Source organism: uncultured Anaerovibrio sp. (genome assembly GCA_902786545.1).
Classification (GTDB): domain Bacteria; phylum Bacillota; class Negativicutes; order Selenomonadales; family Selenomonadaceae; genus Anaerovibrio.
In genome coordinates this window covers 41,395-55,066 of record CADACU010000014.1, presented here as the reverse complement: position 1 = coordinate 55,066, position 13,672 = coordinate 41,395, and the positions used below count along the sequence as shown (strand labels likewise).

Genomic DNA, 13,672 nt, shown 5'->3' with positions numbered 1-13,672 from the left:
ATCCATACTCTTGATCTTGGCGGCCACAGCCATACCTAAAATTCGATGCTGTTCAGCCGTCAGATGAATCCCATCCGGCATTCCCGGTACCTTAATATATTCACCGGCATCCAGGAATTCTACTCCGTTACGGGCAGCCATCTCCTTAAAGAGAGGCCCCAGCTCCCGCGAAGCAGCATTCTTTGGCGCAAAAGAATTCTTGGTAGCCATTACCGGTACCGGAGCAATGACCAAAATCTTTGGTACACCGTAGCCGTACCATTCCTTCTCCGGGTCACAGCTCAGCTTAATCATCTGTACCAATTTCTCCACATTGGCCGTAACTTCTGCCGGTGTCTTATGGAACCGCACCTTGATATCATTAGTCCCCAGCATAATTACCACCACATCAAGAGGAATATGGCTCTTGATAAGCGGCATCAAGGTTGGTCTGCCGTTAAAATTCAACAGACCTTCTTCAATAATAGTATACTCTTTGCCCAATTCCTTCTGCAGCACCCCTGGCCAGCGTACATCACTTGGCCACCGCTTGACTCCTGGTCGCTGGGTGAAGCCCCAGGTATTGGAATCCCCATAGCACATAATGCGGATTTTTTCCCCAGGACCGCCCATGGACGCAAAGCAAGAGGCACAGGTGCCCAAAACCAACAGGCACACCGTCAAAATTATAGAAATTTTCTTAAACATACTCATCACACACCTTACTTCTTGTAAATCTTGATAGCCACATCAAGCTCTGGCAAGAAAGTATGGTTGGTGTGGTCATAGGTCCGTACTTCCATACGGTCATCATACAAATAATAAGACTTGGTCCAAATAGCCGGATACTTGTTATAGCCATCCCGGCTCTTGCTGTACATATAGCCGGTACCCAAGGTAGCCGGGTTATGAATATTTGGAACACCGTTTACATCATAGGTATACAGATTTGGATCTCGACTACTCTCGTTGAATACCCCCAGATGGAGATGACCGGAAATCCAAGCCATGATCTGTGGGTTATCCCCCACAATATCTCGCACCATGGCCTTTGGCTGAGCCATAAAGCCCGGGTGGTTTGGCCAAGCCATACCGTACTTATCCCAAGTCCCTTCCAAGGAACCATGGAAGAATACCAAGGTTGGCTTATCCTTGTTATCATTCAAATCTACCTCCAACCAGGCCAACTGGTCTGGTGACATACAGGTCAAGTAGGTAGTGTGCAAATCATCCGGAGAAAGATATACCAGATGATAAGGTCCCAAGTCCTTGGAAAAATACAGAGCGTTCATCTTGAACTGTTTTTTGAACCGCTCCAGCTTCATAGCCCGCTCATCCGGACCACACTGAAAATGCCCGCCCCGGTTGGTATAATCTGAATACATATAATCATGGTTGCCGGTAAGCACATACCGCGGTGCCTTAATATGATCCAGAACAGCCGATGCTGCATTCAGCTCCGCCTGGTCGCCAATATCATGCACCACATCACCGGTTACCACCACCTGGTCCACATCGGACCAGGTATTTATTTCCTCAATAGCCGCAATCTTCTCCGGATCCCGTTCACTTGGGCAATGTACATCGGTCAGTACCACGAACCGATGATATTTTTCACCGGGTGCTGCGCCCACCTTTTTCGGATGAAAAAGGTTGCTGAACATCAAGCCGGATACCGCCCCTGCCGACAAGCCCAAAAACTTCCGGCGGCTGATGGCCTGCTGCCATATTTTTTTATCCATAAGGCAATGCCTCCTATACAAAACTTAATATCTTGGGATTAGAAGCTCCAAATTAGGTGGATTCTGGAATACTGTGGTGCCGAATCACCCTTTTTCCAAGTGCCATAGGACCCACCATCCCAATAATTCGTTGCCTTACGCCCAATGGACTGATAGGCAGCCACCCGGAGATTCCGCCGGAGAATATAATCTCCCCAGAGTACAAAGCCATCAATACCGATGTTATCTTTAATACCCATACTTACATCGTTTACGCCGTTAAGGGCAGAAGCATACAGGTTACCTGGCTCAAGCTTGATATAGTCAAGACCAATGGTCCAAGAACCAGGTACGGCCCGGTCAGACCCCTTATACCGCAGGCGGAAGAACCGGCCCACCGCTCCATTGGCGTAGTTCTTGGTAAAGTCGGCCGCCAGACGCCAGTCACCGTAACGGGTACTGAAACCCAGGCCCCGCATCTTGTAGTTTTCATCCCCAGCCGCTTTATCCTGCAACTCGTTCAAGAAGAAGCCATAGGCGGTGGTTACAGGACTAAGCTTATGCTTGCCTAAAATCATAAAGTTCTTTTCTAGTGACTTATGCTTTGAATCGCCTAAGAAAACTTTATTAGCGGCATTAGTTGGATGATTCCAATACTTACCGTATGTATCAGCTGCTCCCCAATCGCCGTACCATACTTCCCAATTTTCTTCACGCCCAAAAGCCAAACGGACACCATCATAGAAACCGGAAGAATTGGCATCGGACCAATAATGGGTTGCCAAAATACTTGGCCCCATGCGCCCCACTTGGATGGAATTGTCCCCCAGGAAATGGTTCTTCTTCACGTAGAGATTCATCAGTACATTGTTGTCAGCGGCATTGTAGTCATCATACCGCTGGTCACCATAACTAAAGTTTGGCAAAGAAGTATTACGAGTGGAGGTACCCATATTATTATCAGACATAAAGGCATATTTGGCCCCCACCATCCAGTCCTTGTCAAAGCTGTAGTGACCAATGAGCTGTACCGACTCGGTAATGGTGGTGTGCTTGCCTATATTTTGATTGATAGCCTTTACCCGCACATCACCGGACAGCTTCAGCTTCCGGCCCACATTGGACTTATCCTTTTCCTTCTCGATTTTTACATTTTCATTTTTTGCTTCAGCCACCTGGGACCGCAGGGCTTCCACCCTTGCTTTCAGCTGCTGAAACCGGATATCTTCTCCGTCCTGAGACTCGGCAGCCAAAGCAGTGCCAGCGAATCCAAGACTTAATGAAACCAGCATTGCTGCTGCTAAATATTTTTTCATTACATTCACTTCACTTTCTTTTATACTGCTTATCAGAACTTGGTAGATACGGACAAGGAGGTGTAATCCGGCGCCTTGTCCCCGGTATCGGTAAACTTGGTATTAAAGGACTGCTTGCCTTCGATGAAGATATTCTTCCCTGGTACCCACTGGAAACCAAAGACAAAGGCATTAATATTATCGGCTACCAAAGTCATATCACTGGACAGCTTGTTTCCAGCCAAAATGGAGAAATATTCCGTGCCGGCACTATTCTTCCGGCTATACGGCGAACCAACCCGGCTGTAATCCAGATTCAGACCAAAGGAACCCTTCTGCTGGATATCAGCCCCCCTATACCGCAGGCTGATATAGGTCGCATCCTGATGGGCGTTGAAGCAACGGTTCTGCATATAGTCGCCCAGCAGGGTAACAGTGTCACCAAACTTATGCTTAAAGCCAATACTCCATAAATCATGCTTAGCACCATCCCACGGGAAGTTAGGACCACTAACCAAAACTGGAGGATCCTGATTATCATCATAGATAGGTGTACCCATCAATTCAGATGTCATAAGGGCATTCTTATTGGCCGTCTTATACTGATGGAGCCAAGAAGCATAAACTGTAGACTTATCATCAAACTGATGCTTGCCCGTGATAAACAGGGCATCGCCGATTCCCTTACTGAAATAGTACGGGGCAGCTCCACCGACTACATTTTTATCGTAGGAATCCTTGGCCGTCGTTGCACCACCTACATACTTAGGATATTCCTGCGTCGGGGCAAAGTTGGCATAACCAATGGTAATATTGTCCTTGCCACCCCTTAGATCAAAGCTGGCCTTCACACCGTCAATACCGCCACTGGCTTCCGCATCAGACCAGAAGCCGGTGGCACCGAAGGTATGGCCGAAACGACCCACTGTCAGGGTCGATCCAAACACCCTATCCATTTCCACATAGGCATCAGAAATCCAGTTATTGTCTGCTGCTTTATAATCCGGATAAGCATAAGAATACACATTCGCACCATTTGGTCTGAACAACGCATCAGAATGGCTCGTGGTCAGGCCGTATTCGTTATTATTCATAACAGCCCAGCGTCCCTTGAACCGCATGGTGTCTCCCACTGGATGCTCAACAGATACCCTAAACCGTTGGGTAAATACATCCTCATGATCCACCTTGGCATACTTGGTCCTAATATCACCGTGGACGTTCCATTCCTTAGACCGCTCCACATCCTTGGCCTTCTGATATTTATGCTTGGCCTTTTCCACCTTCAACACCTGCCGCAATTCTTTGATCTCGGCCCGCAGGGCGTCCAACTGCTCCGGCGTTGGAGCCGCACTGGCCACGGCGGCAATATTTAAGGAGAAGGCAGCACTCAGCATCATAGCAATATATTTCTTACTGTTTTTCATATCTCTTCCCCCTCCCTTAGAATTTGGCCGTTAAAGCAATAACTGTCATATTATCTGCTTTTTCAGTTACCCGGTCCAAATCCGCACTTATATTATAGGTGTAACCCTTTCCTTCTTTTGTTCTACTGTGCGGAGCCAACAAATTGTAGTGAGTATATTTACCAGCAAATGTCTGCAAAATGCTAAGCTTAACATTCTTGGTAATCATGTAATTAAAGCCCAAAACCGGCCCTCTAACACCCTCAGATACCAAAATATCATCCGCAATAGATAACGTATTGTACAAAGAATTTCTACCAACATAATAATCATTGGATATTAAATTAGATGTGGTGTTATTAGTATAGGTAAAATACGCATCCATTCTGGCCGCAGGGTCTATATTCCGCCAATCCAGGTTAATGCCAAAGGAACCCTTGTCCCCCCATTTGGCTTCCTTATACCGCAAACTGATATATTCCGACTTCTGGCGACCAAAATCAAACCTCTTGTAATGCTGCTTGGCATCCGCCACAAGATCATTTGTAGGAGCGGCAGAAGCTGATTTAGTAGTCGCAGTTGCGCCATCAGTCAAGTACGATGAATGTTCACAGGCATTAAGCACATAATCACCAAGCAAGGTAAGATTTGGCGTTATTCGCACAGTAACACCAATCCCACGCATGTCATAATCATTTGGATTGTACCAATAATATGGTGTATATGGACTTCCAGTCTCTATAAGCTTGCTTTGGCCATTATTCATTTCCTTTATCCACGTACCATGGAGAGTTACCGCCGGTCCCAAATTAACCTTACCGCTTACAAATAACGCCTTTTCCAGTGGTTTGCGCTGTAATTCGCTATAACCGACCCCGCCAGTAGCATCGAAGCCATTTGCATAAGCGGAATTACCAGTTGCGTTAACAACGTTTAATTCCGGAACAGTCTGCTGAGGTCCAAAATTGGCAAAGCCAATCGTCAATGCACCCACCTTGCTGCTCCAATCCAGCTTTGCACCATCAATGCCACCAAAGGCATCCTCATCACCCATCATACCAGTGGCACCAAAGGTCTGACCAAAACGGCCGATAGTTATTTTGTCAGCCCCCAGGAATTTCTTTACCTGTAAATTAGCATCAGACACCCAACTGCCGTCCGTAGACTGCAAATCCGGATACATCTTTTGTATTAAGGTTGAATTCGGAATATACGTGTTAATTTTATGGGCAAAATGTTCTGAGGTACCCAATGCATTATCATTCATCAATCCCCACCGGGCATACACGGATACCTTTTCACTCAAATCGTGCTTTAAGGCAATGCGTCCACGCTCATACCATCTAGCACCATTTCCGTCATAAACATACTTTATCCGGGCATCACCGGACAGAGTCAGCTTGTTTGGCTCTTTTTTCAGCTTGGTTTTTTCTTCCTTGATAGTTCCAACTCTGCGTCAGCGTCACTGGCATGAACAGCCGGCATGTTGCCGCCTGACAGGCTCAATCCAAGCATTGCAATGGCAATGGCCTTGGAGAGCCGGCTAATCTTACTAGCCATATTCATCCCCCATTTTACAATTTACCGCCCCTGCGGTTTATTCTCTGAGCTCGAAAAAATAATTTAGTATAAGACCTGTGTGTTACCACTTAAGCCTCATCTAACCCGACATTACCCTTCGGGTTGAATCTCACCCGCCCTTCGGGCACCCTCCCCATAGGTGAGGGCTTTTCTTGCCTTCCCCTCTGGGGAAGGTGCCGAGCTACGCGAGGCGGATGAGGTTCTATATGTCGTCAGGCATTCAAAAAGCCTTAGGCTGATAGATGAGGTTTATTTCAAAATCTTCCCTCCCTTTTATTTAACTGTGAGCTCATTAACTCTCCATGATGTATGATAAATATTTTTAGCCCATACTAATCATCCACCATATTTCCTTTAGTATAGATTAAATAATTATTAAAAAAAATCAGCATCAGTCCTACATCTTTGTAGGACTACCCAACTAAAGTCATTTATTAAATAATAATTATTTTTTATATAAAAAGGCTATTGTTACAATATTGTAACAATAGCCTAAATTTTCCAACAATTTTGTTTCAAATTCTTTCTTTTTCTTTTTTATTATTGATTATTATTTGTAGGACTTTTTGGAAGTAGTTGTAAGAGACATCTATTTATATTTTTTAATAATTTTTTAATTTTTCCAAAAATATAAACGATTTTTTAAAACCAGTCCATTTCGTATCTTTTTCACTAAGATTTAGCGGCGTACCATCCAACAGTTGGTAGCCGGTCCCCGCGGGAGTACCGTTATAGGCTCCTGTCAGCTCCGGCCAGATAATACCAATATCCGGATCATTCCAAGCCAGGCCCCCTTCATCCTCTGGATGATAAAAATCCGTGCATTTGTAGGCAAACTTAGCCCGCTCCGACAGCACTAAAAAGCCGTGGGCAAAGCCCGGTGAAATATAAAACTGCTTGTGATTATCCTCGGACAGCTCAGCACCAAACCACTGGCCAAAGGTGGGACTATTTTGCCGCAAATCCACTGCCACATCGAAAACCCGGCCTTCCATAACCCGCACCAGCTTTCCCTGAGGATGCTGTTTTTGAAAGTGCAGCCCCCGGAGGACGCCCTTGCTGCTCATACTTTCGTTGTCCTGCACAAAGGTCATATCCAGTCCGGCGGCAATCATATCCTGCTGGTTATAGGTTTCGGTGAAATAGCCCCGACTATCACCATACACTGCCGGAGTAATAATATATAGGCCCTCAATCGGCACTTTTTCAACTGTAATTTTTCCCATATAATTCTCCTACTACGATAATAAAATACATCCACCTTTCGGGCTGGACCTCCCCCGAACATATAATTCCCTTCGGGTTTAACCTCACCCGCCCTTCGGGCACCCTCCCCAAAGGGGAGGGCAGTGTTACCAGCCTTCTCCCATGGAGAAGGTGCCGAGCCTGCGATGCGGATGATGTTCTATATGCCGCAGGCATTCCTTCAAAAGAGTTCCCTTCGGGTTGGACCTCACCCGCCCTTCGGGCACCCTCCCCAAAGGGGAGGGCTTTATTCCCTGCCTTCCCCTCTGGGGAAGGTGGCACACGAAGTGTGCCGGATGAGGTTCTATATGCCGTCAGGCATTCCTTCACAAACCTTAATAGCCTTTTCCCAATATGAACTTTACCTCACGGTCTATTTCTGTACATACTTCATAAAAATGTTTCCAAATATCCGTATTTGTAAATCTTAAAACTGTAATACCCTGCATATTTAGATATTCAGTCCGTTTCTCATCATACCTTAGACTATTATCTTCATAATGCTGGCCACCATCAAGTTCAACAATCAATTTCACACTTGCACAATAAAAATCAGCAATATAATTACCTATTGGCTTTTGACGATGAAATGACGGGCTGTATGTTCTGAGAAAATCATACCACAAATGCCGTTCTTCTTTTGTCATTTCTTTACGCAAAATTTGTGATTTTTGTTTTAAATCTTCACGATAGGTTATTATTCCCATATAACTAGCTTGCTTCCCTTCGGGGTTAACCTCACCCGCCCTTCGGGCACCCTCCCCAGAGGGGAGGGCAGTGTTACCAGCCTTCTCCCATGGAGAAGGTGCCGAGCCTGCGATGCGGATGAGGTCCTATATGTCGTCAGGCATTCCTTCAAAAGAGTTCCCTTCGGGGTTAACCTCACCCGCCCTTCGGGCACCCTCCCCAGAGGGGAGGGCTTTATTCCCCGCCTTCCCCTCTGGGGAAGGTGGCACACGAAGTGTGCCGGATGAGGTTCTATATGCCATCTGGCATTCCTTCACCTTCCTATTTCTTTTAAATACCGCCCTACTGCATCCTGCCAGGTTGGCAGTAGCACAAACCCATTTTCAATCAGCTTTCCCTTATCCAGCCGGCTATTAAACGGCCGCTTGGCCTTGCTTAAGCCGTACTCCGCCGTAGTCACCGGCACCACCTTAGTAGACAGGCCAGCCTGCCGATAAATCTCACAGGTGAAGTCATACCAGCTGATATAGCCCCCTTCGTTGGTGGCATGATAATAACCATATTTATCACTTTCCAGCATATCCACCAGTAACCGGGCCAAATCAAAGGTATATGTCGGGGTGCCAATCTGGTCGTTCACCACCCGTACCATATCATGATTTTCGGCAACCTTTAGCATAGTCTTGATGAAATTCTTGCCGTTTTTGCCAAACACCCAGGCAATCCGTACAATAAAATATTTATCCAGCAGCTGGCTGACAGCTTTTTCCCCCGCCAGCTTGGTTTCACCATAGTAATTCAATGGGGCATACGCCTGGCAATCCGGCTGCCAAGGCGCATCCCCCTCGCCGCTGAACACATAGTCCGTACTCAAATAAATCAGCTTGCAGTCCGCCTGTCGACAGGCCTGAGCTATATTTTCCGTACCGGTAACATTTACCGCCCATACCTTGGCTTGTTTGTCGGCATCCTCGGCCGCATCCACCGCCGTCCAGGCCGCACAGTGCACCACTCCGTCAGGCTGTAAGTCGGAAATAGTCTTTTCCACCGCCGCTCCATCAGTAATATCCAACGACACATATTCCATGGTCTGGATACCATCCCCGTCCTGCTCACCGGTATACGCCGGAGCAATGTCCGAACCGACAGGGATATGCCCCCGTTTATGCAATTCGTTTATTACATCGTGGCCCAGCTGTCCCGCCACCCCAGTAACTAAAATTTTCATTTCAGCAGTGGCCTCCACCAGTCTTCATTGTCCAAATACCACTTAATTGTCTTCTTTATTCCATCGGCGAATTTCGTCTCCGGCAACCAGCCCAAATCCCGATGAATTTTCGTTGGGTCAATGGCATACCGCATATCATGCCCCTTGCGGTCCGTCACATAGGTAATCAGGCTTTCCGGCTTACCCAGCTCCTGGCAAATCAGCTTTACAATATCAATGTTACGCATTTCATTGTGCCCGCCGATATTGTAAATCTCTCCCACAGCACTTTTATGAATAATCAAATCAATAGCCCGGCAATGGTCTTCTACATAGAGCCAATCCCGCACATTAACTCCTTCGCCGTACACCGGCAGGGGCTTATCCGCCAAGGCATTGGTAATCATCAATGGAATGAGCTTTTCCGGAAAATGGTACGGTCCATAGTTGTTGCTGCACCGGCTAATGGTCACCGGCAATCCATAGGTGCGGTGATACGCCATTACCAGCAAATCAGCCCCCGCTTTGGAGCTGCTGTATGGTGAACTGGTATGTATCGGGGTTTCTTCCGTGAAAAACAAATCCGGCCTATCCAACGGCAAGTCCCCGTAGACCTCATCCGTAGACACCTGATGATACCGCTTTATGCCATATTTTCGGCAAGCATCCATCAACACAGAGGTACCGATAATATTGGTCTGCAAAAAAATCCCCGGATCCTCAATAGACCGGTCCACATGACTTTCCGCCGCAAAATTTACCACCATATCCGGATGTTCTTCTTCAAACAATTTATCCACTGCCACCCGATCACAAATATCCGCCTTGACAAAGCGAAAAGCGGGATTATCCATTATTGGCTCCAGCGTGGATAAGTTTCCGGCATAGGTCAGCTTGTCCAGACAAACGATTCGGTAATCAGGGTGGGTCTTTAGCATATAGTAAACAAAATTACTGCCAATAAACCCGGCTCCCCCGGTAACAATTATAGTCATATTTATTCCTCTTATCTATTATGTATAATTACCCCCACCGGTCTTTCGACCACCTCCCCCAAGGGAGGCAAGTATCGATAGCACCAACCCCTACTCGGCCTCTCTTAGGGAGGCAAGTATGATAGCACCCCTACTCGGCTCCCCTGAGGGGAGCTGTCACGAAGTGACTGAGGGGGTCACATCAATATATTTTCCATCCAGGACATCCTTGAGATATTGGCCATACTGGTTTTTCTTCAATACTTCATACACCCTCAGCACATCCTCTTTGGTAATCCACCCGTTCAGATAAGCAATTTCCTCCAAACAGGCAATCTTACGATGCTGGTGGCTTTCCACCGTCTTGACGAAATTGGTTGCATCCACCAAAGATTCATGGGTTCCGGTGTCCAGCCAAGTGAAGCCCTGTCCCAATAGCTCCACATTCAGCGCTCCCCGGGACAGATAAATTCGATTTAAATCGGTAATCTCCAGCTCTCCCCGAGCACTTGGCGTTAATGACTTGGCATAGTCCACTACCTTGTTGTCGTAAAAATATAATCCCGTAACACAGTAATTGCTCTTTGGGTTCGTCGGTTTTTCCTCAATGGATACTGCCTTGCCCTGCTGGTCAAATTCCACAATACCAAACCGCTCCGGATCGTCCACATAATACCCAAATACAGTGGCTCCCCGGCCGGTTTCCGCATTATTCACCGCCGCTAACAGGCGCTTGGTAAGGCCGTGTCCGGCAAAGATATTATCCCCCAGCACCATGGCTACGGTATCATTGCCAATAAAGTCCTCACCAATAATAAAGGCCTGCGCCAAGCCATCCGGGCTAGGCTGTACAGCATAGGACAACCGCACCCCAAACTGGCTGCCATCCCCTAACAGGGACTGGAAGCGCGGGGTGTCCTGTGGTGTAGAAATAATAAGAATATCCCGAATGCCAGCCCGCATCAGCACCGACATGGGATAATAAATCATTGGCTTGTCATAAACCGGTAACAGCTGCTTGGAGGTTACCATGGTAAGGGGATAGAGCCGGGTGCCCGACCCTCCCGCCAGAATAATACCCTTCATAAACGAACTCCTATTAAATACCCTTCGGGTAAAACCTCACCCGCCCTTCGGGCACCCTCCCCAGAGAGGAGGGCTTTTTTTGCCTCCCCCTATGGGGAAGGTGCCGAGCTTGCGACGCGAAGCCCTAAAGGACTAGGCGGATGAGGTACATCCCAACGGGCTATTAAACATTAAAGCGGAAATAGGTTACATCGCCGTCCTGCATAATGTAGTCCTTGCCTTCCAGACGGACCTGTCCCTTTTCCCGGGCCGCCGCCGTAGAACCGGCCGCAACCAAATCGTCGTAATTCACAATCTCAGCCCGGATAAAGCCCCGCTCAATATCGGAGTGTATTTTGCCGGCCGCTTTTGGTGCCGTGGTCCCCTTGACAATAGTCCAAGCCCGGCATTCATCCGGTCCAGCCGTAAGGAAGGTCATCAAGCCCAGCAAATCAAAGGCAGCCTTTATCAGCTTTTCCAACCCTGACTCCTGCAAGCCCATATCAGCTAGGAACTCCTTGGCCTCCGCCTCATCCAGCTCAGCAATCTCCGACTCCACCCGGGCCGAAATAGTCACCACTTCGGCCCCCTCGGTTTTGGCATATTCCTTTACCCGTTGTACATGGGGATTATCCGTGTCAGCAGTGGTTACCTCATCTTCGCTAACATTGGCCACAAACAGAGTTGGCTTTAGGGTAAGGAAATTCATTTCCTTGATAATTTCCTGTTCATCATCAGTCAAACCTACACTGCGGACGGTCTTGCCCTCGTCCAGTGCCGCCTTGATTTTTTCTAATACAGGAATTTCCGCTTTGGCTTCCTTCGCCCCGGACTTGGCCAGCTTGGTTACCTTCTGCAGACGGCGCTCCAGCACCTCCAAATCCGCCAGACAGAGCTCAGTGTTAATGATTTCAATATCACGGATAGGATCAATGGAGCCTTCCACATGAGTAATATCCCCATCATCAAAGCAACGAACCACCTGAGCCACTGCATCCACTTGACGAATATGCTCCAAAAACTTGTTGCCCAAGCCCTCACCCTTGGACGCCCCTTTTACCAGACCGGCAATATCCACAAACCGAAAAGCCGCCGGCGTAGTTTTCTTGGAGTCATACATTTCGTGCAGAACCTGCAGACGCTGGTCCGGCACCTCCACAATACCTACATTTGGCTCAATGGTACAAAACGGGTAATTGGCCGCTTCAGCCCCCGCCTTGGTGATTGCATTAAATAATGTGCTCTTGCCCACATTTGGCAAGCCTACTATACCTACTTCTAAATTACTCAATTCTTATTTCTCCCTAATTGTTATTATTAAACTTTAGCCAAACAGAGTCACCCCCTCCGATTGCTATGCAACCACCTCCCCCAAGGGAGGCAAGAAGTTTTAAATAACTCTGCTCAACTTATCTCCCCACTGGGGAGATGTCATAAACACCCAATATCTTGTCTCCCCACTGGGGAGATGTCACGAAGTGACAGAGGGGGTCCTCTTATTCATATCCTTCCGGATTATTTTTTTGCCAGTTCCAGCTGTCACGGCACATATCCGCCAAGGTCCGCTTAGCTTTCCAGCCCAGTACCTTTTCTGCCTTGGACACATCTGCATACACCGCTGGCAAATCGCCACCCCGGCGTGGCCCAATCTCATATGGAACCTGTATATTATTCACCTTTTCAAAGGTTTTTACAATATCCAGCACGCTGTATGGCTGTCCGGTACCCAGATTGATAATCTCAGTGCCTTTATTCTCCACACAGAAATCCACTGCTTTCAAATGGCCCTCCGCTAAATCCATTATATGGATATAATCCCGCAGACAGGTGCCATCCGGAGTATCATAATCATCCCCAAAGATTGTCAGCTTGTCCCGTTTACCAACGGCTACCTGAGTCACATATGGCATCAGATTGTTTGGTATACCCCGAGGATTTTCACCAATCCGACCTGACTCGTGGGCGCCAATCGGGTTGAAATACCGTAACAAAACCACACTCATATCCTTATCCGCTACGGAGGCATCCTGTAAAATCTGCTCCATCATGGACTTAGTCCAGCCATATGGATTGCTGCACTTACCCTTCGGCATCTTTTCATGGCACGGTGCAGCATTTTCCTCGCCATAAACTGTGGCCGAAGAAGAAAATACGATATTCTTACAGCCAGTCTTGGCCATACATTCCAACAAGGTCAATGTGGTATCAATGTTGTTCCGATAATAGCGAATCGGCTGCTCGATGGACTCCCCCACCGCCTTTAAACCAGCCAAATGAATGACACAATCCGGCTTTTCCTTTTTAAATACTGCCAATGTCACCTTTTTATTGGTTACATCTGCTTCGTAGAGGCTGACGGTCTGACCGGTCATTTCCTCCACCCGCATTATGGCCTCCGGGCTACTATTGTCAAAATTATCCATGACCACCACATCCTGGCCATTTTCCAGCAGGGCCAACGCTATATGTGAGCCGATATATCCGGCTCCGCCTGCCAATAGTATTTTCATAA

Annotated in this window: 13 protein-coding genes; all 13 read right to left on the bottom strand. The window is 47.5% G+C overall.

The features are described 5' to 3' along the window. The coding region (locus QZV24_RS04355) for a GDSL-type esterase/lipase family protein (protein WP_294520635.1) at window positions 1–687 on the bottom strand (687 nt) is incomplete at its 3' end. A 14-nt stretch (window positions 688–701) separates the two neighbouring features. Continuing rightward, a complete protein-coding gene (locus QZV24_RS04350; RefSeq protein ID WP_294520631.1) occupies window positions 702–1,721 on the bottom strand; it encodes a metallophosphoesterase in 1,020 nt (339 codons plus the stop codon). 38 nt (window positions 1,722–1,759) lie between these two features. Then, window positions 1,760–3,016, bottom strand: a complete 1,257-nt coding sequence (locus QZV24_RS04345; RefSeq protein ID WP_294520628.1) for a hypothetical protein — start codon at window positions 3,014–3,016, stop codon at window positions 1,760–1,762. A 32-nt stretch (window positions 3,017–3,048) separates the two neighbouring features. Then, window positions 3,049–4,422: a hypothetical protein gene (locus tag QZV24_RS04340; protein WP_294520626.1), complete on the bottom strand. Its 1,374-nt coding sequence runs from the start codon at window positions 4,420–4,422 to the stop codon at window positions 3,049–3,051. Between the two features lie 16 nt (window positions 4,423–4,438). Then, window positions 4,439–5,668, bottom strand: a complete 1,230-nt coding sequence (locus QZV24_RS04335; RefSeq protein ID WP_294520623.1) for a hypothetical protein — start codon at window positions 5,666–5,668, stop codon at window positions 4,439–4,441. Window positions 5,669–5,817: 149 nt separating this feature from the next. Then, window positions 5,818–5,961, bottom strand: coding sequence for a hypothetical protein (locus QZV24_RS04330; protein WP_294520620.1), 144 nt, complete (start codon window positions 5,959–5,961; stop codon window positions 5,818–5,820). Between the two features lie 623 nt (window positions 5,962–6,584). Continuing rightward, entirely contained in the window at window positions 6,585–7,208 is a 624-nt protein-coding gene (gene rfbC / locus QZV24_RS04325; RefSeq protein ID WP_294520617.1) for a dTDP-4-dehydrorhamnose 3,5-epimerase, read from the bottom strand. 354 nt (window positions 7,209–7,562) lie between these two features. Next, complete coding sequence (locus QZV24_RS04320) at window positions 7,563–7,934, bottom strand: endonuclease domain-containing protein (protein ID WP_294520614.1); 372 nt, start codon at window positions 7,932–7,934, stop codon at window positions 7,563–7,565. A gap of 293 nt (window positions 7,935–8,227) precedes the next feature. Continuing rightward, entirely contained in the window at window positions 8,228–9,142 is a 915-nt protein-coding gene (gene rfbD, locus QZV24_RS04315; protein WP_294520611.1) for a dTDP-4-dehydrorhamnose reductase, read from the bottom strand. Next, window positions 9,139–10,116 (bottom strand): dTDP-glucose 4,6-dehydratase, encoded by a 978-nt coding sequence (gene rfbB / locus QZV24_RS04310; protein ID WP_294520608.1) that lies wholly within the window; start codon window positions 10,114–10,116, stop codon window positions 9,139–9,141. Before rfbB ends, rfbD begins: the two co-directional genes overlap by 4 nt. A 156-nt stretch (window positions 10,117–10,272) precedes the next feature. Further along, a complete protein-coding gene (rfbA, locus tag QZV24_RS04305; protein ID WP_294520606.1) occupies window positions 10,273–11,181 on the bottom strand; it encodes a glucose-1-phosphate thymidylyltransferase RfbA in 909 nt (302 codons plus the stop codon). 163 nt (window positions 11,182–11,344) lie between these two features. Further along, a complete protein-coding gene (gene ychF, locus QZV24_RS04300) occupies window positions 11,345–12,451 on the bottom strand; it encodes a redox-regulated ATPase YchF (RefSeq protein WP_294520603.1) in 1,107 nt (368 codons plus the stop codon). Window positions 12,452–12,656: 205 nt separating this feature from the next. After that, a complete protein-coding gene (gene galE / locus QZV24_RS04295; protein WP_294520600.1) occupies window positions 12,657–13,670 on the bottom strand; it encodes a UDP-glucose 4-epimerase GalE in 1,014 nt (337 codons plus the stop codon). Window positions 13,671–13,672: the final 2 nt, after the last annotated feature.